The sequence below is a fragment of the Streptococcus salivarius genome (genome assembly GCF_002094975.1).
Classification (GTDB): Bacteria; Bacillota; Bacilli; order Lactobacillales; family Streptococcaceae; genus Streptococcus; species Streptococcus salivarius_D.
The window spans coordinates 1,278,296-1,300,719 of record NZ_CP015283.1; the positions used below are offsets into that span (position 1 = coordinate 1,278,296).

Genomic DNA, 22,424 nt, shown 5'->3' on the forward strand with positions numbered 1-22,424 from the left:
GCGGTGTAACAGTTTTTAGCACTTGGACCAGTCGTTCAGGTGCTTTTTTTATTTAAATTTACATTAATTTTGTAGGCTTGGGAGGAGTTATTGAAAAGTCCCTAGCCTAATGATTATCGTTAGTTATGCCATCTCTAGTTTAGGAGCAACCTCATTTAGACCAACTTTCTGATAAAAGAAAGGCGTCTACATTAAGCTGATATTGCAGTTTTGTAATTGTATTCCCTTGTCAAATAGCTTATGATGGAAATAATATAAGGGAAAAAGGTAAATATTATGGAACAAAAAGTACGCTTTAAAATGCATAAAGTGAAGAAGAACTGGGTGACTATTGGGGTGACAGCACTCTCAATGGTTACCGTTGCTGGTGGAACTTTGTTGGCGGATCAACAGGTTCAGGCCGACGAGCAAAATCCTGCAAATCAGTCGAGTGATAGCAGTCAGGATTTGCTTCAAGAAACACCTGCTACAACTAATGATGTAGCTACTACTGTAGCGCCAACTATCTCAGCAGATGCTAATACTGCGAGCGTGGCCATTCCTGTCGCAGATGCGACTAGCACGACAACAAATGCTACAGATAGGGCAGCAGCATCTGCTTCAAACGTAGCGACAGTGCAAACTAACTCAGGTCAAGCAGCACCAAGTACAAATGTGCAACCTGCTGCAACAGATACTAGCGCCACAGCTACAGATACAAATACTAACACTAACACTAACGCTTCAGTAACTGCAACGGATCGTGTAGCTACTACAGACCGTGCAGCAACAACTGATACGGCAAGTACAGAAGCTCGTACACGTAGTCGCCGTGACTTGGCAGAAACTCGAGAAGCCAACACCAACACAGCGACTGGTATCCAATGGATCAACGGCAAACAATACTATGTCAATAGTGACGGTAGTGTGCGTAAGAACTTCGTCTTTGAGCAAGACGGTAAGTCTTATTACTTTGATGCTGAAACAGGGGCTCTTGCGACTAAGTCACAGGATGAATTTTCAACAGAACCTATCAAGGCGACTGTGGATTTTTCATCTGGAAACCAGCTCTACAAAAACGATGACAAATCTTTGGACCAACTGGACACCTTCATCACAGCGGATGCTTGGTACCGTCCAAAGAGTATTCTCAAGGATGGTAAGACTTGGACGACTTCAACTGAGGCTGACAAACGTCCACTCTTGATGGTTTGGTGGCCTGACAAGTCAACTCAGGTTAACTACCTTAACTACATGCAAAATCAAGGTCTTGGTGCAGGGTCATTTTCAACCAACTCTAGCCAGGAAAGTCTAGACCAAGCTGCCAAGATGGTTCAGACTAAGATTGAAGAACGTATCGCTCGTGAGGGCAATACCAACTGGTTGCGTACAAGTATTGACCAGTTCATCAAGACTCAGCCAGGTTGGAATAGTAGCACTGAAAATAGTTCATATGACCACTTGCAAGGTGGACAGTTGCTCTTTAACAACAGTAAGGGTGATACTGGCAACCGTACGAGCCACGCCAACTCTGACTATCGTTTGCTTAACCGCACACCGACTAACCAGACGGGTACACGTAAGTACTTCAAGGACAATTCTATCGGTGGTCTTGAGTTCTTGCTTGCCAACGATATTGATAACTCAAACCCAGCTGTTCAGGCAGAGCAACTTAACTGGCTCCACTTTATGATGAATATCGGAAGTATCATGGCCAATGACCCAACAGCCAACTTTGACGGTTTGCGTGTCGATGCCGTGGACGATGTGGATGCTGACCTTCTCCAGATCGCTTCAGATTACTTCAAAGCAGCCTATGGTGTTGACAAGTCTGAAGCCAATGCGATCAAACACTTGTCATACTTGGAAGCGTGGTCTTACAACGACCCATATTACAACAAGGACACTAAGGGGGCACAACTACCGATTGATAATGCCCTTCGTAATGCTCTTACCAACCTTTTGATGCGTGATAAAAATACACGTATGCAGCTTGGGGACATGACTGCTTTTATGAATAGTAGTTTGAATCCACGAGGTGCTAACGATAAGAACGGTGAACGTATGGCCAACTATATTTTCACCCGTGCCCACGATACTGAAGCTCAAACCATTATTCAACGTATCATTCACGCTCGTATCAATCCAAATGTGTTTGGCTACAATTTCACTCGTGATGAAATCAAGAAAGCCTTCGAGATTTACAATGAGGATATTGATAAGGCTCATAAAACTTATGCGTCTTACAACTTGCCATCTGTCTATGCCCTCATGTTGACCAACAAGGACTCTGTAACACGTGTTTATTATGGAGACCTCTACCGTGAGGATGGTCACTATATGGCCAAGAAGACGCCTTACTTTGATGCCATCGACACCCTTTTACGTGCCCGTATCAAGTATGTAGCCGGTGGTCAAGATATGGACTATAAGACAGTTGGAAATGGTAATCTCTTGACTTCTGTTCGTTATGGTAAGGGTGCTAATAACAGCACTGATTGGGGAACTGCTGAAACCCGTACACAAGGAATGGGTGTCATTTTGACCAATAAGGACGATTTCCGCTTGGGTAGAAATGAAACTGTAACGATGAACATGGGTAGAGCTCACCGTAATCAGCTTTACCGTCCGTTGCTTTTGACAACCAAAGATGGTATCAAGACCTATCTAAATGATTCTGATGTCCCTTCAAACCTTCTTAAGCGAACAGACCGAAACGGAAACTTGACCTTCAATGCCAATGATATTTTTGGTGTGGAAAACGTGCAAGTATCAGGTTACCTCGGTGTCTGGGTACCAGTCGGGGCTAAGGCTAACCAAGACGCACGTACACAGCCAAGTAACCGTGCCAATAGTGACGGACAAGTTTATAAGTCTTCAGCAGCTCTTGATTCTCAAGTTATGTATGAAGCCTTCTCAAACTTCCAAGCTTTTGCGGACGATCAGCCAGAACTCTACATGAACCGTGTCTTGGCTAAGAACACTGACTTGCTCAAAGCTTGGGGTATTACGTCTGTTGGACTTCCACCACAGTACGTTTCAAGTAAGGATGGTACCTTCCTTGATTCAACGATTGACAATGGTTATGCCTTTGATGACCGTTATGATATGGCCTTGAGTCAAAATAACAAGTACGGCTCACTTGAGGATCTCCTTAACGTCCTTCGAGCTCTGCACAAAGACGGTATTCAAGCCATTGCTGACTGGGTGCCAGACCAAATCTATAACCTTCCTGGTAAAGAAGTAGTTAACGCTACACGTGTAAATGGTTACGGTTATCATCAGGCGGGCTACCAAATTGTTGACCAAGCCTATGTGGCCAATACCCGCACAGATGGTACAGACTATCAAGGCAAGTACGGAGGTGCCTTCCTTGATGAGTTAAAAGCTAAGTACCCATCTATTTTCAATCGTGTACAAATCTCAAATGGTAAGCAGTTACCTACGAACGAAAAGATTACCAAATGGTCTGCTAAGTACTTCAACGGAACCAACATCCTTGGACGAGGCATCAACTTTGTTCTTCGTGATGATAAGACCAACCAGTACTTCAATACTTCAGCCAACAGCCAACTATTGCCAACACCACTTCGTGACACAGGTGCCATCACAAGCACTCAAGTCTTCCAACGTCGTGGACAAGACGTTTACTTCCTTCGTGATAACCAAACCGTTAAGAATGAATTTGTTCAAGATGGTAGCGGTAACTGGTATTACTTCGGTGCTGATGGTAAGATGACCAAGGGTGCCCAAAACATCAATAACAAGGATTACTATTTCTTTGACAATGGTATCCAATTGCGTAACGCCCTTCGTCGTGCTAGCAACGGCTATACCTACTATTACGGTCTAGACGGCGCAATGGTTAAGAATGCCTTCGTTGATTTTGATGACAAACATAAGCAGGTTCGTGCCTTTACGACTCAAGGAACAATGGTAGTGGGTAACCTTCATTGGAGTGGCCACCATTTCTACTTTGACCGTGAAACTGGTATCCAGGCTAAGGATCGCGTTGTTCGTACAGATGATGGCAAATTGCATTACTATGTTGCTGAAACTGGTGACATGGGACGTAACGTCTTTGCGACAGACAGCAGCACAGGTAAACGTTATTACTTTGACGCTGACGGTAATACTGTGACTGGTTCACGTGTCATTGATGGTAAGACTTATTACTTTAACCAAGATGGTAGTGTTGGTACGGCCTACAGCAATCGTGCAGATTCTATTATCTTTGAAAATGGTAAGGCTCGCTACATCACACCAGCAGGTGAAATCGGACGCAGCATCTTTGTCTACAACCCAGCAACTAAGGCATGGAACTACTTTGATAAAGAAGGTAACCGTGTCACAGGACGTCAATACATTGATGGTCACCTCTATTACTTCAAGGAAGATGGTAGCCAAGCTAAGGGTGAAATTATCGAGGAAAACGGCATTAAGTATTACTATGAGCCAGAATCAGGTATTCTTGCTAGCGGACGCTACCTCCAAGTTGGTGATGACCAGTGGATGTACTTCAAACAAGACGGTTCACTGGCTATCGGCCAAGTTCGTGCTGATCATGGATACCTTAAGTACTTTGATAAAAATGGTATCCAAGTCAAAGGTAAAACCATTGTCGAAGATGGTAAGACTTATTACTATGATGCCAATAGTGGAGCCCTTGTCACAAGCAGCTTTGCCGAGATTGCACCAAATCAATGGGCTTACTTCAACACTGAAGGCCAAGCTCTTAAAGGCAAGTGGACCATCAATGGCAAGGAATACTACTTTGACGAAAATGGTATCCAATACAAAGGCAAGGCTGTTAAGGTCGGCAGTCGTTACAAGTACTATGACGAAAACGACGGTCAACCTGTAACTAACCGCTTTGCTCAAATCGAGCCTAACGTCTGGGCTTACTTTGGAGCAGATGGTTATGCCGTAACAGGCGAACAAGTCATCAATGGCCAACACCTTTACTTTGATCAATCAGGTCGTCAAGTTAAAGGTGCCTACGTCACAGTTAACGGTCAACGCCGTTATTACGATGCTAACACTGGCGAATATGTCCCAGGAAGATAAGCAGTAGTAGCTCATGTGACTGACCAGAGAACACACAGCCGAGAATGAGGGAAAATTCTCAAGAAGAAAGATCGTGAAAACGGTCTTTTTTTGTATCACTATTTCGATTTTTTTCGAAATAGCCTTGACAGTGCTTTCAGAAAAGCGTAGAATCTATTTCGAAAAGTATAGAAATAGGTATTCTGACCTAAGTCGTATTGATGCTCCGTTTCAATGAAAGGATAAATCAAATGGAAACATTCCTTTTTATGGCAATTCTTACCATGTTGGTTATCGCCGTCATTAGTTTTATCGTTCTGAAGAAAAGATGGCAATTTTCAATCAAGCTTTTTTTAGTCGGTCTGATTGGTTTTGCCTTACCTGTCATGATGATTGAAGGACCTATCAATGCCCTAGTTCTTTCAAGCTTTGGTCACTCTTCTAAATGGTTCACCATTATTTATGGAGGGCTTATGGCTGGCCTTGTTGAAGAAACAACTCGCTATTTGGTTTTTAAGGTACTTGCAAAGAAAAGAAGTTTGATGACGTCTGGTATTGTAGCCTACGGTTTTGGACATGGTCTTAGTGAATTTATCTTCCTTGGAGTGATGGGCTTACTCACTAACATCATTGTTTTACAGGCCATCCATTCAGGGCAGGCCAGTGAGTTACCTTCAACTCTTGTGAGTCAGGTCAACCAATTAACGGGCTTTGCTGTGCTTATGTCTCTCTTTGAAAGACTAGTTGCCTTGGTGTTACAAGTCTTGCTTACAGCTTGGGATTTTCTAGCAGTCACTAAGCATAAGCTTTCATTCTATTTCTGGGCGATTATACTCCATGCTGCCATTGATTTTTTGGCAGGTGCTTATCAGCTAGGGATAGTCAGCAATCTCTTACTAATCGAACTTATTTTAGCTATTTATGTGTTAGGTATTGGACTTCTGACACGTCGGATTTGGAGAAAGGAGGGAACTCATGGGCTTATCTGAAACCTTAAAAGCCATCTCTGCCCCTGTGAGGAGAGAAATTTTAGACTATCTAAAGTCTGGACCAAAGTCCGCTGGTGAAATCAGCCAGCAGTTTGACTTAGCTCCCGCAACAGTTTCCCATCATCTGTCTACCCTGAGAAAAGCTGGGCTTATTGAAGAAGAAAAGCAGAAGAATTTTATCTACTATAGTTTGAACTTGACCGTTTTTGAAGAAATTTTAACTTGGATTCAATCACTTGGAGGAAAAGAAGATGAAAAATAATATGCAAAGAGTCATTGGTAATATAGTGATACTTACACCGGTTATTATCGGACTAGTCTTTTACAAACAACTACCAAATCAGATTGCAATCCACTTTAATGTAGAAGAGCAAGCCAATGGTTTTATGAATCGCAATTTAGCAATTGTTGCACTTCCTTTTCTTGCGTTAATCATATATAATCTCTGTTTTTCATTCTTTAAACAAATAACGATTCCATTCTTAAAAGAGTTTATGCTATGGTTAGTCCCAATTTCTGCTGTGCTTATCCAAGGTCTTATATTGACTGTTGCCTTAGGAGGCCATGTTCAAGTTCGCTTGACTGTGATTTGGTTAGTAGCACTCATTTTTCTAGTGATTGGAAATTATCTTCCTAAAAGCATTGGCTTGGCTACAAAAAATCATAACCAGAGCAGTAAATCAGTAGTGAGAAAGTTGGGATACCTAATGATTGGAATAAGTCTTGCCTTGCTAATAAGTCTCTGCTTTAATCCCTATACTACAATTATGGTTTTAGGCATTTTTATAGTTCTTATCTTGAGTATCTTGTTACCCAATTTTCGCTGTTTAAGAAAATAAAGAGAAGTAATCATCTGATTACTTCAATCTGAGCTGAGAAATTCATCTCAGCTTTTTTTGTGATAGTCAAAGCGAATGACTTGCTCTGTTGCATCTACATACGCGTGAACTCCAAAGGGAACAATCGCTCTTGGTGTGGCATGTCCGACATTCAGATTATAGACAATCGGGATATTGCTATCAATGATGTCCATTAAAGCCTCCTTATAGTCGTCATAGAAGGTTTCATCCATAGGTTTCCCGACCAAGAGTCCACTGATGATCTCGAATATACCAGTTTCCTTTAAAGTCCACAACATCTTTTTGAAATCATCAGGTTCAGGCTTTTCTTCACTTGTTTCTAGCAATAGAATCTTTCCTTCCCAGTCGGATAAGTCAGGGAAAAGTTTGTATTTTTGGCAGAGGTCTGTGCTATCTGCGTGTAGAGAGTTGTCAAAAATATCATAGAGAGACTCAAGACAACCACCGAGGATTTCTCCCTCAAACTGAGCATTGCCTTGTAACAAGTCAAAACCTGTATTTGCATGGCTGACACGAGGTGTTCCCAAGGCTTTGGGACTAAAATCAGTCCGTTCCTCATACCAAACGTTACTAGGGCGAATTTCTGAGATTTTTCCAGTCTCAATCAATTCTTTAAAGTAGTGGCGGCTATATGGCAACATTTCTTTGTCTAACTCACAAATGTCTGCTAGAAATGATTGGCCGTAAAAAGTCTTGATTCCTAGTTTATGCAACATGAGATGGTTCATGGTTGAATCTGAGAAACCATGAAAAATCTTTTGTTTGATAACCTTTTGTAGTTGGTCATTTTCAAAAAGATGGGGCAATAAACGATAGGTATCATCTCCGCCGATGGCGCATAAGATCATGTCGATGCTATCATTAGAAAATGCCTGAATCAAATCCTCTGCACGAGCTTCGGGATGTTCTTTGATAAAGTCTAAGCCTTTTAGTGAATGAGGTAAAAAAATAGGATTGAGTCCCAGGTCTTTGAGTCGTTGGACCCCCAAGTCCACTTCGTGCTTGACAAAGTCTTCTCCGATAATGCCACTAGACAAACTAACAATACCAATAGTAGAAGCCATATATTATCCTCCTAGAAATAAATTGATGCTATTGTATCATAAAGAATGATAGAAAAATATAAGGAATAGCGTTAGACATATGATTTTATGTCAATAAAGTAATAGAAAAATAACCGCTCGATGTGCTTACTTCAGAATATAGGCAAGCCCTTTTAAAAGTTAGTTACCACGTCGTTAAATCTCTTAGGAATATTGCTGTAATGGAATTTATAAGAGTTTTTCACTTTATACTCTAAAAGAAACAGATTGAAGAAAGTTGCCTAAAATGGACTTTTTCTTTAATCTGAAAGAAGTAATCGTCTGATTACTTCTTTTTGTCTGTTTGTGCTAAATTTGGACCATTTGTGGCAGAAGGATATTTTTAGTCTTGAATTTGATATGCTAGATGTGTATAATGATGTCACAGCGAACTATTAAAAGAGGTCGTTGCTCATGACAACACAAACAATTAACCAATTTAATTCACTTGCTCGACCTAATCTTGCTACAGGTTATAGGAGGTAATCTAGATGACAAAAAGTAACAACAACCAAATTACGGATATCTTAAACACTATCTATAATCTTATTGTAAATCCAGAAACAACTGAAAATGAAAGAGAGTTGCTCGTAACGTATAAAAATGAAATAGAAGTTGGGAAGAAGGATAATAATGAACTTCTTGCAGAATTATGTAGAGCTATTCAAGCTCTAGCAGTCAGCAATCTTTCTAAAGGGAAATCACTGAGTTCTGGAGTGAGTGACTTGAGTAAGACTCTCACAGAATTCCAAGAAAAATCAGAGCGTAACATTAATCTAGCAAGAGGATTAACATCACTCGGCAGTTTGTCTTTTAAATGATTTATCTGCTTGTGATGATTAGTAAATGACCAAAAAGATCAACTGAATTCAACCTGCTAAGTTGGATTTAGTTGATCTTTTATTGTTCTTATCTTGAGTGTCATGATACCTAATTTTAGCTATTTAAGAAAATAAAGAGAAGTAATCGTCTGATTACTTCTTTTTGTCTCCCAAAAACAGCTTGCTAAAATTTGTGTTCTAATGATATAATACAAGTATATTAATCTAATTTTCTAAGGAGTATCTATGAAAAAGCGTAAGAAAATTATTCTTGGTTCCATAACGGGAGCCTTGGCCTTGGCTCTTGCAGGAGGTGGTTTTTGGGCTTATAAAACCTTTGTCCCACAAGAGACACCGATTGACAAGAATGCTACGGTAGCCTCAAATTTTTACCAAGCTGTTAACAAGGACTGGCTCCTGAAAACCAAAATTCCTGCTGATTCTCCAAGCATTGATAATTTTTATACTTTAGATGAAGATATCAAAGGAAAACTAAAGAAGGATATCAAAAATTTAGGGGAGGGCAAGGAAACGTCAGATATTACAGGGATGTCTGAGTTTATTACATTCTACAAGGCTGCTAGTGATTACAAGCAACGTGAGAAAGATGGCCTTGAACCTCTCAAACCTTATCTAAAAGAAATTGAGGATATCAAAGATCTTAATGATTTGGCCAGTAAATCTGCTAGCTTGACTGATAAAGGGATTCCTCTTCCATTTGGTTATGACGTAGGAACTAACGCAGAGAATACTAGCCAAAAACAAATCCAATTGAGTCCCCCAAGTATCTTATTGCCAGATGTGTCTATTTATAAAGACGAGGCCAGCAAGAAACAATATTTAACTCCAATTGAAACAGCCACGCAAAAAGCCTTGGAAATGCTTGGATATAGCGAAAAAAATAGTAAACGCATTGTCAAAGAAGCACTGGAGTTCGACGAAATCATTGCTAAGTACAGTCTCAGTAACGAAGAGATGTCTGAAAGTAAGAATTTGGTTCACCCTAAAACAGCAGAAGAGATTAATGCCTACTCTGGTTCCTTCAAATTATATGATGTCATTAAAGGCATTATGGGACGTGATTTAGAAACCATCAATGTCCCTAATACCAAGTATTTTGAGAATTATAGTAAGATCGTCAATCAGGACAATTTTTCTAAAATCAAATCATGGATCTTGGTGCAAGAAGCTATGGCAGCCTCAAATTCTCTGACAGAAGATTACCGCTTGAATTTTGCATCGATTAGCATGGCTATTATGGGTACACAGAAGCCAGTTTCTAAGGAAGATACGGTTTACGAGATGAGTGTCCATCTGTTTAGTGATGTCATGAGTGTCTATTATGGACGTAAATACTTTGGTGAGGAAGCAAAGACTGATGTGACAGGCATGATTGATAAAATCAAAAATGTCTATCGTGGCCGTCTCCAAAAGAATAATTGGTTGACGGAAAGCACACGCAACAAGGCTATCGAAAAGTTGGATAAAATGAAGGTTTTCGTAGGTTATCAGGAAGATGTCAATCCTGGTACTAAGGAACTACATCTTGACCCTAACAAGTCCTTCTTTGAACTGTCAGAAGATATTGCCCAGTTCGGAAAACGTTATACCATTGATCATTTTGATGATCCTATTGATAAGAATAAATGGTCAGGTTCTGCTTTTGATATCAATGCTTATTACAACCCAGAAAGCAATAGCATCAACTTCCCAGCTGGCATTTTGCAAGCGCCGTTTTATGACAAAAATCAAAGTACTGAAAAGAACTATGGTGGTATCGGTGTCGTGATTGGACATGAAATTACCCATGCCTTTGATTCCAATGGTGCCGACTATGATGAGAACGGCGACATGCATAACTGGTGGACAAAAGCAGATACTAAAGCTTTCGATAAGAGGATCAAAGCCTTTGAAGACCAGTGGAATGGGTTGGAAATTTACGGGACTAAGGTAAATGGAAAACTCACAGTCACTGAGAATGTCGCAGATGCTGGTGGTCTCTCATCCACACTACAAGTTCTCAAAACAGATATGACAAAACCTAACCTCAAGGATTACTTTGAGAACTACGCAGATATCTGGAAACAAAAGGCCAGCCTACAGTACAATAAATATACCATGGTACAAGACGTCCACGCACCAAATGAGTTACGTGTTAACCAACAACTTAAAAACCTTCCTGAGTTTTATGAGGCCTACCCTCAAATCAAAGAAGGAGACGACATGTACTTAGCACCAAGCAAACGCATTAGTTTGTGGTAAAAAGTCTTGCTACTTTGCTAATCAAGAATAAGAGAATTTGGAATGGAAACATCCCAGATTCTCTTTTTATGTTGTCGCTTTGGAGAATCATTTTCTAGTGTTATAATGGTGCTATTAAGGAAAGGATTCAAGAATGATGCATAAAAGGAATCTGATAGAAGATAATAAAAGAGGTGAGAATCAGAGCTTTCTCTACTTCCTACACGAGGAGAAAAAATTTGACGTAAAAGCACTTGATGATTTGTGTCACTACATCATAGAACTGGATACAATCAGCCTAGAGCAGTTGAGAGATATTCATTATATTGAAAATCAAATACTACGCCATCTCGTGTATCATTTTGATGAAAATGATTTAAGTAAAATCTCAAATCTCCCTTTTGACTATTGGGAGTATATAGAGCCCTTTGAACGTTTGGTGGCATGTTTGTATGAGGGTGATGGTGAGGAAGAATAGTTGTTCTTATATTAGTTTTAACTTAGTAGACCATCAGTAAAGGAGTATAGATGAAACATCGTATTGCAATTTTGTCAGATATTCATGGGAATACAACAGCTCTTGAAGCAGTTATTAAGGATGCACAAGAGTTGGGTGCAACAGAATATTGGTTAATGGGGGATATTATATTACCTGGACCAGGAAGAAATGAACTCTTTGAGCTTCTGTCTTCTATCCCGATAACAGCTACCGTTCGAGGAAATTGGGATGATTGTGTTTTGGAGGCTTTAGATGGGGAATATGGTCTGGAGAATCCACAAGAAGTTCAGCTCTTGCGACTTACCCAGTACTTGATGGAAGAATTGGATACTGAATATGTTGATTGGATACGTTCTCTGCCTCTGGTTTTGAAGAAGGAAATCAATGGGATTCGTTTTTCTTTGACGCATCACTTACCGGAGAAGAACTACGGAGGTGAGTTACGTCCAGCTAATGATACCAGTCATTTTGATCAGTTATTAGATGATCAAACAGATATGGCGATTTACGGTCATGTGCATAAGCAATTGCTTCGTTATGGTAGTAAGGGGCAACAGATTCTTAATCCTGGTACGATTGGGATGCCCTATTTTGATTGGTCACCCTGCAAAATCATAGGGCTCAGTATGCCATAATCGATGTCGAAGAAGATGGTGTTACTAATCTCCAATTTCGAAAGATTGCCTATGCTTATGAAGCAGAGTTGCAGTTAGCCAAAGACAAACAGTTGCCTTATATCGAGCTTTATCAAGAATTACGAAGAAATGACAATTATCCAGGCCATAATAAAAACTTGCTCGAGCGTTTAAATCAACAGTATGGCTATGCTAAAGATGTCAAGAAATATTTTGACTTGAAGTAGATTGATGATAGAGATTTTGCCGGTAGCCTTACTAGGTTTTAGACAAAAAGAAAACACCAGAAAAAATGATTTCTGGTGTTTTTGAATACATTTTGGCAAAAATGAGGTATTTTTAAATGCTTACAGTTGTTAGTTTGATATTAATCCTTTTTCTCTGTAGCTACGCCATTTTCGTCAATAATATAGGTTTTTCCATCTTTTTCAAGCGTAGTGTTAGTGGTAATTGGAGAACCTTTTGAGTATGGACTAACTGATATCGGCATTTCAAAATGATAAAGTTTACCATCAAACTCTGCCCATTCGCCACTAAAAGGAGTAGTCATATAAATTTCAGGGTTGAAATAATAAAGCCTATTATCTTCTAACCGAATGACACCTGTTTTTACAACTCCATTTTCATCAGAGATACAGAAACCATTCCAAGAGGTCGAGGTGTCTGTAGCTGTATTCCTTAGAAGTCGTCCTTTAGGGCCCAAAAGATAGGTCTTTTCATTGATAGTTTTTAGATATGTTCGGTCTTCAGCTCCCCATGGTGGGCTAATATAGTAGGTTTCATTATTGTGATTAACCCACCCGAACTGTAGATGACCGTCCTTATCAGCATAATAGTATTTGTAGTTGCCGTCAATATCATTAGCAAGCATACTACCGTCTTTTTTGAAGAAATAATCGAAACCACCTATCTTGTATGTATCATTTCGAACTTGGTAGCCATCTTCTTTAAAATAAACACGTTTACCGTCAATAGTTGCCCAACCAAATATCTGGCTTCCATCCTCGCCAAAATAAGTATATTTTTTAGAAAAGTAATCGCCTGTTTCATGGAATTTATTTACGAACATAGCACCAGTATCGTTATCGAAGAAATAGTACTTTCCATCAAGCAGAAGTCGTTTTCCTTTGGCTTGTTTTCCAGTTGGATCAAAGTAGTATTTTTGATGATTAATAATTTGAAGTCCAGTGGCTAACTGTCCATTTTCTTTAATATAAGCCCAATCACCATCTTTATCTTGAATAAATTGTCCAGGTTTGTTCATCGTTACATAACCATTTTGGTCAATGACATAACGAATACCATTAAGTTCAAGTGTTCGGTTAGTCCACATAGCTCCGCTGTCTCTATCGAAATAATGTGTTTGACCGTCAATTTCGACAAGTCGTCCCTTAGCTTGTTTGCCCTCTTTATCAAAGTATAGAGTGACATTATCTATTGAATGGAGTCCGGTGACAGCTTTTCCCTCGTTATCAAAGTAGTACCAATTCCATGCATCATCGTGTTCGAAACGATTTGTTAGTTTAGTTTCGGTCGCTACTCCTTTATCATCAATGAGGTAGGCTTTTTTATTGTAAACTAAGGTCTTGGAAACTGTAAGAGGGGAAGTTTCGGAAAGCGAACTTGTTCTATTGAAAGCATAGAATTTATTGTCACTTTGAATTACAGTTTCTTCAATCTTGGTTAAATCTGTGTTTTCTGGAAGTAGATGTCCGATGTAAAAATCATTGTTTTCATCAAGATAGTATAGATTACCAAAATCATCATCAATAATACGTTTAATCTTATCGGTCTTTGTTCGTACTCCGTGGTTAATAATGTCTACTTCTTCTCTGACGGTATAGGTTCGGCTTCTTCCAGATTTGTAAGTTCTGTTTATGCTAGGTTCTAAGTGGTATAGCTTACCATCAATCGTTTTCCATGTAGGTGTTGTAACTGTAACCATTTGGGGGATATATCTTTCATGGTAAATATCTCCTTTATTTTCAAAATAATAGAGTTTACCATTATTTGCAGTGCTAACACCAGTAAGTACCCTCCCATCCTTATCTGTACCTACGATGCCATGGTAGTAAGTATAATCATCCATATACTGACGTACGAGTAAAGGTCCGAGATAGTTTTTCAGAAGTTTACCTTCAAAATAATAATAATCCTTGCCACCTTTTGTGACAATAGCAGTGACTGCTGAACCAGAATTTGAAAAATAGTAGTCATCACCATTAATATGATGTTCTCCGGTTAGTACTTGACCAAATTTATTGGAGCGATAACTAGTATTTAAAGTTCCAGCAAAGACACGTAATGACTGAATATAAAAGGCATCTTTTACCAATTTTCCATGATTATCAAAGAGGTAGTCTTGTCCTTTGAAGGTAGTAAGAGCATTTTCAACTCGACCAGTATGATCAAAATAATAAAGTTGATCGCCAACTCGATGCCATCCATAGTAACGTCGACCATCAGAACCATAATAGATGTTATACGTTTTTGCAAATGGTTCCCATCTTCTGATTTCAATAGACCAAGTATGCCAATAGTTGGTTTTTACAGCACCTGAATAGTGACTAAAATAGTAATGGAAGCCGTCTATGATTCTTTCGCCATCTTTCGCTTGACGACCTTCTTCATCAAAGTAAAGAGTTACTCCATCTACATTTTGCCATCCTCTTAGTTTCTCTCCTGTTGCGGTGTAATAATACCAGTTCCCTGAGGAATCCTCTTGGAAATGGCCACCAGAAACAAGTGGAAGTTGTGGAAGTTTCTGCTCAGTTTCAATCAAAAGTCCATTAGCTTCTGCGTGGTAAGTTTTTCCATTAATAGTGATGTCGGTATTTATAACCTTATGACCACTATCCTTATCAAAGTAATAGGGTTCGATACCTATTGTAACGATTTCACCCTTGGCCTGAACACCGTCTGGGTAGAAATACATGTCGAAGCCATCTATAGTCTGTTCGCCTGTTAGAAGTTTCCCTTCTTTATCACTATAGTACCAGTTGCCGTCGTCATCCGACCAAAAACGGTCACGAACCAATTGGCCAGTATCTTTTTGAAAATAATAGGAATTTCCATCTAGGATGACAAAGGCATCTTTAGCTTGAACACCATTAGGGTAAAAGTAGAGTGGAATATTGTCAATAACTTGGCTACCAGTAAGTGCTTTCCCATCGTGGCCTAAATAGTACCAATTTCCATTCTTATCAGATGCAAAAGCATTACGGGTAAGTCGTCCACTATCTTTCTCAAAGTGATATGTTGCTCCATTAACATGACGGGTGTCTCCTTTGACTTGCTTACCATCGGCATCGAAGTAGACATTCACATTATCAATATTTTGCATACCAGTAAGTGCTTTCCCATCCTTAATATAGTACCAGTTGCCCTGATCATCGCTAGTGTAATGACCGCCGGATATTACGGGACTTTCTTCTACTTCATGGGCTGTATTTGTTTCAGAATGTGATGTTTCAGAGCTTACGACTTCACTGCTAGTAACAGTAGAGACTTCCGAACGAAGAGCTTGTTGAGAGTTAATTTCAGAAGTACTTGTTTCTGGAACAGTTGCTTCAGTGGTACTTAGGTCAGATTCAGTAGAAGTAGTTTCAGTGATGTTTTCTCTTGTATTGGGGGCGTCGAAAGATTTGTTTTCTTCTGGTTTAGTAATAACTTCATTAGTTGACGAGCTTACGACATCAATTGCGTTTTCTTGGATGCTGTTTTCAACAGTTGGTTCTGAGGTGGGGTGAGTCTGTTCAGCTGCGGACACATAGCCCAAGCTTGCAAAACTAAGTCCTAGAGCTAGACCAGTTACTGCAATGGTTACCCATTGCTTTTTTACTTTGTGAAGTTTAAAGTATACTTTCTTTTCCATGATAATGCTCCTTTCATTAAACTGAACAATGTTAGCAAGGATATGGTTAACTCATGAGTAAAATTAAGTTAGTATTATAGTTCTATTGCTTACATATCAAGTTTATCATCACATTTTAATAAAATCAAAGAATTATGTAAGCGTTTTTGCTTTTTGTATAAACTCTTTCCAACTCTACTCAAAACAAAACTGATAGTATATGAATGATGAATTTTCATTAAAGAGAGTTAATGATGTATTTGCTTTAAGTTAGCAGCGGATAGATCCTTGAGTAGGGTATTTTTGATATTCTTAATATGCTATTCACTGATTTTAGAACGTCATCAAAAAAGCCACTGGCATACAAAACCAATGGCTTTCAACAATTTATTTTTTCTTCCCTAGTACAAAATAGCGGCTAGGGATTTGTTGTGTCAAACTGACTGCGATGGCGATGGTAAATGAGGCCAGGAAACAAGCTCGTAGGAAGCTGAGGCCGAGGTCTGCATTTCCGATTAAGAGGAAGTAGACCGCACGGTAGAAGCTCATCCCTGGGATGAGTGGGAACATGCTTGAGGCTAGGAAGACTGTAGCTGGACATCTACGGTAGTGGGCCAAAAAGCGTGAGGTGATAGTGACTAATAGGGCTGGGAAGAGGATGGCGAGGACCTCGTGATGGGTATTGTTCCAAATCAAGAGGTAGAGGAGCCATGAGCCGGCACCTAGGGTCCCAAGGTCTAAGAAGTATTTCTTAGGCACTCGGTAAAGCACGGAGAAGGCTGCTGTCCCAAGTCCTGCCATGAAGGTCTGAATCAAGACCCCCAGCCATGAGGTTGACGGTGTTGAGAATATGCCTGATAACTGTTCCGCAAAGGGGAGGATGGAAATCATGGCAAGAACACCGACAGAGATAGATAGACAAGTGGAGACCCCTGACAACATCAGGGCCAGACCGCTATAGTAGTTGTTCTGGGTGAATTCTCGAATGGCATTTACAAAGTAAGCCCCAGGAATCAAAATCATCAAGGTGCCCAGAATAATCACGCTACGATGTTGCCCGATACCCAAATAATAGAGAATGTTAGCTGATAAAGCGGCAATGGCACTAGAAAGGATAATCTGCAAGAAACTGGTATGAATAAAACGGGAAAAGAGTTGCATGCCAATCCCTACAAAAACTCCCGATATAGCCGCAGCAGTTCCATCAATCCAGCTACTTCCAAGGGCTAGCGAGAAGCTCCCTGCACCAATGACACAGGCTATAATATCCTCTAAAGGACGATAGAAAGTCTTCTGCTCAATGGTTTTCAGCTTTTGGAAAATGCTAGATACAGGCTGATTTGGCTGTTCTGCCAGTTCTCGAGACAGGCGGTTTACTTCCTCTAGTTTACCTAGATGGATAGACGGGACTGAGGTAGCTAGGACACGAGACTCTTTAAGACCTGAGCGGTTGAGTCCAGAAATCATGACTCCTCGATTGACCACATAAGTGGAGAAGTCTCTGATACCAAGAGACTTGGCCATGTGTCCCATGGTGTCTTCGATACGGTAAATCTCGGCACCGCTCTCCATAAGGACACGGCCTGCCTGAAGGACGGCATCCATTTCATTTTTGGTTTCTATTTCTGTCTCTCTTGGAAAATCGATGGTCATTTGAACCTCCTTATCACTTAATTCGTCATTCCATTATAAGGCTTGAATGGTGGTTTTTCAATAGCTTTGACGACTAAAATAGGACTTTCTATGAGATTTTTCTTCTACTTAATGATAGGGGGCAGGAAAATGGAGGGCTTGCCTTTTGCCTTGCTATTGGTAGAGGCAAATGCTACAATTAAATTATAAAATGTATGCGTTTACATATTTTTACGCTACCTTTCTTAAAAAGCGTTTAAGTCCTTTATTTATAGGGGTCTTAGCAATTAAAGAAGGGAACAAATGTAAGTGCAAATAGATGATACCTTTGAAAAGGAGACAATTCCATGAAAAAAATTATCAATAAACCTGAAAATGTTGTGACAGAGATGCTAGATGGTTTGGCTTATGTTCACAGTGATTTGGTGCATCGTGTTGAGGGGTTTGACATCATTGTAAGAAATGAGCAGGCTGCTGGTCAAGTTGGTCTCATTTCTGGTGGTGGAAGTGGTCATGAGCCAGCCCACGCTGGTTTTGTGGGTGATGGTATGCTTTCAGCAGCCATCGCAGGTGCAGTGTTCACATCACCAACACCTGATCAAATTTTGGAAGCTATCAAGGAAGCAGATCAAGGGGCTGGTGTCTTCATGGTTGTTAAAAATTATTCTGGGGACATCATGAATTTTGAGATGGCTCAAGAATTGGCTGAAATGGAAGGTATCGAGGTTGCCAGTGTCGTTGTGGACGACGATATTGCTGTGGAAAATAGCCTCTATACTCAAGGTCGTCGTGGGGTTGCAGGTACCATTTTCGTGCATAAGATCCTAGGTCATACGGCTCGCGAAGGTAAGTCACTGGCTGAAATCAAAGACTTGGCTGACAAGATTGTTCCTAATATCCACACCATTGGTTTGGCCCTTAGTGGTGCGACGGTTCCCGAGGTTGGTAAACCTGGTTTTGTCCTAGCAGAGGATGAAATTGAATACGGTATTGGTATCCATGGTGAACCAGGCTATCGCAAGGAGTCTATGCAACCTTCTCGACAGTTAGCTGAAGAATTGACTGGTAAGCTCCTTGAAGCCTTTGAGGCTAAGTCAGGTGAACGCTATGCCCTTCTCATCAATGGTATGGGTGCGACACCTCTCATGGAGCAGTATGTCTTTGCTAATGATGTGGCAAGTATTCTTGGAGATGCCGGACTAGATGTGGCATATAAAAAATTAGGTAATTACATGACATCTATTGATATGGCAGGCCTCTCATTGACTCTGATGAAGATTGAAGATGAGGCTTGGCTTGAGGCTTTGGAGAGTCCAGTTAAGACTATTGCTTGGTAGTCTGACGTGAGAACTAGAAATTAGGTATATTATGGATAAAACAGTTGCAGTAAAATGGATGCAAGACTTTGACCAAAAAGTTGAAGCAGAAAAAGACCACTTGTCTGAATTAGACGGTCCTATTGGAGATGGTGATCATGGTGCTAACTTGGCGCGTGGTATGGCGGCAGCCATTGAGGCTATTAACACTACTGAACCAAAAAGTGCAGCAGAAGTTTTTAAGGCGGTGTCAATGGCCTTGATTAGTAAGGTTGGTGGTGCCTCAGGTCCGCTTTATGGGTCTGCCTTTATGGGCATGATGAAGGCTGAACAAGCTGGTCAGGATTTGGCAGGTGTGCTTGAGGCAGGTCTCGAGATGATTAAAAAACGTGGCCATGCAGAAGCCGGTGAAAAGACCATGGTGGATGTTTGGCATCCAGTTGTTGAAGCTGTCAAACAAGGCCAACTCACCATTGATGTCATTGATCAAGCTGTTCTTTCAACCAAGGAAGTTGCGGCTACAAAGGGGCGTGCCTCTTATGTCGGTGAGCGTTCAATTGGTCACATTGACCCAGGTTCCTATTCGTCTGGCTTACTCTTCAAAGCCTTACTAGAAGCGGAGGAATAGGACATGCCAGAACTTGGAATTGTGATTGTATCCCACTCTGCTGATATCGCTAAAGGTTTGGTGAGTCTGATTCGTGAAGTTGCACCAGATATTCCTTTAACGGCTACAGGCGGTCTTGAAGATGGTGGACTGGGATCTAGTTTTGACCATGTTCAAGTAGCAGTGGATAGTCAGCCTGCTAACCGTCTCTTGGCCTTTTATGATCTGGGCAGTGCTCGCATGAATTTGGAGATGGTTGAAGAATTTTCAGACAAGGAAATCCTTATTCAGCAGGTACCTCTCATTGAGGGGGCCTATGCGGCATCAGCCTTGCTTCAGGCAGGAGCGAGTGAAGTTGAAATCTTATCACAGATAAATGAATTAACCATTCAAAAATAGAATAAAGGAAAACTATGACAAATCAAATTAAGTATAAATGGGCTAGTCTTGGGACGGGTGTTATTGCCAATGAATTAGCGCAAGCACTTGCAGCACTTGGCGGTAAACTCTATTCCGTTGCAAATCGTACCTATGATAAGGGAGTGGCCTTTGCTGAGACATATGGTATTGAAAAGGTTTATAAAGAGATTGATGAAGTGTTTAAAGATCCTGAAGTGGATATTATCTACATTTCAACGCCTCACAATACGCATATCAATTTTCTTCGCAAGGCACTCGCAGCAGGTAAACACGTCCTCTGTGAAAAATCTATCACCTTAAATAGTGAGGAATTGGCAGAAGCTATCCAACTCGCCGAAGAAAATCATGTCAAACTGGCAGAAGCCATGACCATTTTCCATATGCCTATCTATCGAAAACTATCTGAAATCGTGGAAAGTGGTAAGCTAGGTCCCCTTAAGGTTATTCAGATGAACTTCGGTTCTTATAAAGAATATGACATGACCAACCGCTTTTTCAATCGTAATCTAGCTGGTGGTGCCCTACTTGATATCGGTGTCTATGCCCTATCCTTCGTGCGTTGGTTTATGACATCACAACCGACAGAGATGGTTTCACAGGTTAAATTAGCTCCAACTGGTGTTGATGAACAAGCGGGTATTCTCCTTACCAATGCAGAAGGGGAAATGGCGACGGTGACGCTAAGTCTTCATGCTAAACAACCTAAACGTGGCACCATCGCTTATGACAAGGGCTATATCGAACTTTACGAGTACCCACGTGGGCAAAAGGCGGTCATTACCTATACGGAAGATGGCTCACAAGAAGTCATCGAGTCAGGAGAAACTGCCAAAGCCCTCCAGTATGAGGTCCTAGACATGGAAGCAGCTGTTGCAGGCGAGGATGATCATACCTACCTCAATTACAGCCGAGATGTCATGGAGCTCATGACTCAACTCCGCAAAGATTGGGGCTTGGTCTACCCAGAAGAAGAGTAGCGATTAGATGATAAACAAGACCAGTATAATGTACTGACTACAAAAGATAGACAGTCTCTTAAAAGGATTTAGCCCTGCATAAGATAGGAATAGGTCCATTTAACCGATTCTATATAAATACATTTATGTCAAAGGAGAAAGACATGAGAAATTTTGCAAGTCCGTCACGTTACATTCAAGGTGAAAATGCCTTATTTGAAAATGCAAAAGCCATTTCAGAATTGGGAACTCATCCTGTTTTACTATGTGACTCAGTCGTTTATGATATTGTAGGTAAACGTTTCGAAGAATACCTTGTTCAAAATGGACTCACAGTTGTACCAGTCTTCTTTAATGGAGAAGCATCGGATAATGAAATTAATCGTGTGGTCAGCCTAGCCAAAGAAGAAGACTGTGATTTAGTTATTGGACTCGGTGGTGGTAAGACTATCGATAGTGCAAAAGCTATTGCAGACCTTCTACAATCGTCAGTTGTTATTGCCCCAACTATCGCATCTACAGATGCTCCAGTTTCAGCTTTGTCTGTTATCTATACTGACGAGGGTGCCTTTGAGCGCTATATCTTCTATTCTAAGAACCCAGAGTTGGTTTTGGTGGATAGTAAAGTGATCTCTCAAGCACCAAAACGTTTGTTAGCATCTGGTATTGCAGATGGCTTAGCAACTTGGGTAGAAGCTCGAGCAGTTATGCAAGCCAACGGAAAAACTATGCTAGGTAAACACCAAACTCTAGCAGGGGTTGCCATTGCTGAACGCTGTGAAGAGATTCTTTTTGCAGATGGTCTACAAGCCATGGCTGCTTGTGAAGCTAAAGTGGTAACGCCTGCCCTGGAAAATATTATTGAAGCTAATACCCTTCTTAGTGGTATTGGATTTGAAAGTGGTGGTTTGGCTGCTGCTCATGCCATCCATAATGGTTTCACAGCTCTCACTGGCGATATTCACCATTTGACTCATGGTGAAAAAGTAGCCTACGGAACTCTTGTGCAATTGTTCTTAGAAAATCGTCCAAAAGAAGTTTTGGATAAATACATTCGCTTCTATCAACAAATTGGCATGCCAACTACTCTTAAAGAAATGCATCTTGAAAATGCAAGCTACGAAGATCTTCTCAAGGTTGGTCAACAAGCGACTATTGAAGGAGAAACTATCCATCAAATGCCATTTGAAGTGAAAGCCTCTGATATTGCCCAAGCAATCGTAGCAGTAGATGCTTATGTTAATGGATTGGACTAAGTAAATGAGGTCTTTTGTAAGGAAAGTGCCTCTATTCCCGTATAGGAATACTATCCCCCTCAGGCACTTATCCCAACAGGATAGACAAATTGTTATAGGAAAGGGTTCAGTTCTGTATTAGATAGGACTGAGCCCTTTTTACTATTTAAAAACCAATATTTCCAAAGTCCCTCAAAGCGGTTTAAGAACTTTTGAAAACATAAAACATTTTCAAGAAATCTTGATTTAACAG

At 40.5% G+C, this 22,424-nt stretch carries 15 protein-coding genes and 1 pseudogene; 13 read left to right on the top strand and 3 right to left on the bottom strand.

Annotation, left to right across the window (positions count from 1 at the left end):
• The first annotated feature begins 276 nt into the window (after window positions 1-276).
• From V471_RS06050 to V471_RS06065, 4 genes are all read left to right on the top strand, one after another.
• Entirely contained in the window at window positions 277-5,046 is a 4,770-nt protein-coding gene (locus V471_RS06050; RefSeq protein WP_084871238.1) for a glycoside hydrolase family 70 protein, read from the top strand.
• Between the two features lie 248 nt (window positions 5,047-5,294).
• Entirely contained in the window at window positions 5,295-6,014 is a 720-nt protein-coding gene (locus V471_RS06055; protein WP_229040015.1) for a YhfC family glutamic-type intramembrane protease, read from the top strand.
• A complete protein-coding gene (locus V471_RS06060) occupies window positions 6,001-6,276 on the top strand; it encodes an autorepressor SdpR family transcription factor (protein ID WP_002891308.1) in 276 nt (91 codons plus the stop codon). Before V471_RS06055 ends, V471_RS06060 begins: the two co-directional genes overlap by 14 nt.
• Entirely contained in the window at window positions 6,266-6,853 is a 588-nt protein-coding gene (locus tag V471_RS06065; RefSeq protein ID WP_084871240.1) for a DUF1648 domain-containing protein, read from the top strand. Before V471_RS06060 ends, V471_RS06065 begins: the two co-directional genes overlap by 11 nt.
• Window positions 6,854-6,900: 47 nt before the next feature.
• Here V471_RS06065 and V471_RS06070 read toward each other — a convergent pair whose 3' ends face one another.
• Window positions 6,901-7,938 carry a S66 family peptidase gene (locus tag V471_RS06070; protein ID WP_084871241.1) on the bottom strand — a complete coding sequence of 346 codons (1,038 nt, stop codon included), beginning with the start codon at window positions 7,936-7,938 and terminating at the stop codon, window positions 6,901-6,903.
• A 509-nt stretch (window positions 7,939-8,447) separates the two neighbouring features.
• Here V471_RS06070 and V471_RS06075 point away from each other — a divergent pair.
• From V471_RS06075 to V471_RS06090, 4 genes and pseudogenes are all read left to right on the top strand, one after another.
• Window positions 8,448-8,777 (top strand): bacteriocin immunity family protein, encoded by a 330-nt coding sequence (locus V471_RS06075; protein WP_049527987.1) that lies wholly within the window; start codon window positions 8,448-8,450, stop codon window positions 8,775-8,777.
• Window positions 8,778-9,023: 246 nt separating this feature from the next.
• The gene (locus V471_RS06080; protein WP_084871242.1) at window positions 9,024-11,039 is read left to right on the top strand and encodes a M13 family metallopeptidase; all 2,016 of its coding nucleotides are present in this window, start codon (window positions 9,024-9,026) and stop codon (window positions 11,037-11,039) included.
• 133 nt (window positions 11,040-11,172) lie between these two features.
• Entirely contained in the window at window positions 11,173-11,496 is a 324-nt protein-coding gene (locus tag V471_RS06085; protein ID WP_084871243.1) for a hypothetical protein, read from the top strand.
• Between the two features lie 50 nt (window positions 11,497-11,546).
• A pseudogene (locus V471_RS06090) lies at window positions 11,547-12,379 on the top strand (metallophosphoesterase family protein).
• 140 nt (window positions 12,380-12,519) lie between these two features.
• Here V471_RS06090 and V471_RS06095 read toward each other — a convergent pair.
• Both V471_RS06095 and V471_RS06100 read right to left on the bottom strand, forming a co-directional pair.
• Window positions 12,520-16,026, bottom strand: a complete 3,507-nt coding sequence (locus V471_RS06095) for a KxYKxGKxW signal peptide domain-containing protein (protein ID WP_084871244.1) — start codon at window positions 16,024-16,026, stop codon at window positions 12,520-12,522.
• A 366-nt stretch (window positions 16,027-16,392) separates the two neighbouring features.
• Window positions 16,393-17,658, bottom strand: coding sequence for a threonine/serine exporter family protein (locus V471_RS06100; RefSeq protein WP_002891300.1), 1,266 nt, complete (start codon window positions 17,656-17,658; stop codon window positions 16,393-16,395).
• A gap of 326 nt (window positions 17,659-17,984) precedes the next feature.
• Here V471_RS06100 and dhaK point away from each other — a divergent pair, with 326 nt between their 5' ends.
• The 5 genes from dhaK (at window position 17,985) to V471_RS06125 (ending at window position 22,192) form a co-directional block, all read left to right on the top strand.
• Window positions 17,985-18,974 carry a dihydroxyacetone kinase subunit DhaK gene (dhaK, locus tag V471_RS06105; protein WP_084871245.1) on the top strand — a complete coding sequence of 330 codons (990 nt, stop codon included), beginning with the start codon at window positions 17,985-17,987 and terminating at the stop codon, window positions 18,972-18,974.
• A 31-nt stretch (window positions 18,975-19,005) separates the two neighbouring features.
• Window positions 19,006-19,581, top strand: coding sequence for a dihydroxyacetone kinase subunit DhaL (dhaL, locus tag V471_RS06110; protein WP_084871246.1), 576 nt, complete (start codon window positions 19,006-19,008; stop codon window positions 19,579-19,581).
• Between the two features lie 3 nt (window positions 19,582-19,584).
• Complete coding sequence (gene dhaM, locus V471_RS06115; protein ID WP_013990335.1) at window positions 19,585-19,959, top strand: dihydroxyacetone kinase phosphoryl donor subunit DhaM; 375 nt, start codon at window positions 19,585-19,587, stop codon at window positions 19,957-19,959.
• Window positions 19,960-19,973: 14 nt separating this feature from the next.
• Window positions 19,974-20,957 carry a Gfo/Idh/MocA family protein gene (locus tag V471_RS06120; protein WP_084871247.1) on the top strand — a complete coding sequence of 328 codons (984 nt, stop codon included), beginning with the start codon at window positions 19,974-19,976 and terminating at the stop codon, window positions 20,955-20,957.
• A 143-nt stretch (window positions 20,958-21,100) separates the two neighbouring features.
• Window positions 21,101-22,192, top strand: a complete 1,092-nt coding sequence (locus V471_RS06125) for a glycerol dehydrogenase (protein ID WP_084871248.1) — start codon at window positions 21,101-21,103, stop codon at window positions 22,190-22,192.
• Window positions 22,193-22,424: the final 232 nt, after the last annotated feature.

Excerpts from the sequence above, each read along its gene's own strand:
- V471_RS06060 (WP_002891308.1), top strand. The coding sequence starts at position 6,001 with ATGGGCTTATCTGAAACCTTAAAAGCCATCTCTGCCCCTGTGAGGAGA.
- V471_RS06085 (WP_084871243.1), top strand. The coding sequence starts at position 11,173 with ATGATGCATAAAAGGAATCTGATAGAAGATAATAAAAGAGGTGAGAAT.
- V471_RS06055 (WP_229040015.1), top strand. The coding sequence starts at position 5,295 with ATGGCAATTCTTACCATGTTGGTTATCGCCGTCATTAGTTTTATCGTT.
- dhaM (WP_013990335.1), top strand. The coding sequence starts at position 19,585 with ATGCCAGAACTTGGAATTGTGATTGTATCCCACTCTGCTGATATCGCT.
- V471_RS06120 (WP_084871247.1), top strand. The coding sequence starts at position 19,974 with ATGACAAATCAAATTAAGTATAAATGGGCTAGTCTTGGGACGGGTGTT.
- V471_RS06070 (WP_084871241.1), bottom strand. The coding sequence starts at position 7,938 with ATGGCTTCTACTATTGGTATTGTTAGTTTGTCTAGTGGCATTATCGGA.
- dhaL (WP_084871246.1), top strand. The coding sequence starts at position 19,006 with ATGGATAAAACAGTTGCAGTAAAATGGATGCAAGACTTTGACCAAAAA.
- V471_RS06095 (WP_084871244.1), bottom strand. The coding sequence starts at position 16,026 with ATGGAAAAGAAAGTATACTTTAAACTTCACAAAGTAAAAAAGCAATGG.
- V471_RS06100 (WP_002891300.1), bottom strand. The coding sequence starts at position 17,658 with ATGACCATCGATTTTCCAAGAGAGACAGAAATAGAAACCAAAAATGAA.
- dhaK (WP_084871245.1), top strand. The coding sequence starts at position 17,985 with ATGAAAAAAATTATCAATAAACCTGAAAATGTTGTGACAGAGATGCTA.
- V471_RS06075 (WP_049527987.1), top strand. The coding sequence starts at position 8,448 with ATGACAAAAAGTAACAACAACCAAATTACGGATATCTTAAACACTATC.
- V471_RS06065 (WP_084871240.1), top strand. The coding sequence starts at position 6,266 with ATGAAAAATAATATGCAAAGAGTCATTGGTAATATAGTGATACTTACA.
- V471_RS06125 (WP_084871248.1), top strand. The coding sequence starts at position 21,101 with ATGAGAAATTTTGCAAGTCCGTCACGTTACATTCAAGGTGAAAATGCC.
- V471_RS06080 (WP_084871242.1), top strand. The coding sequence starts at position 9,024 with ATGAAAAAGCGTAAGAAAATTATTCTTGGTTCCATAACGGGAGCCTTG.
- V471_RS06050 (WP_084871238.1), top strand. The coding sequence starts at position 277 with ATGGAACAAAAAGTACGCTTTAAAATGCATAAAGTGAAGAAGAACTGG.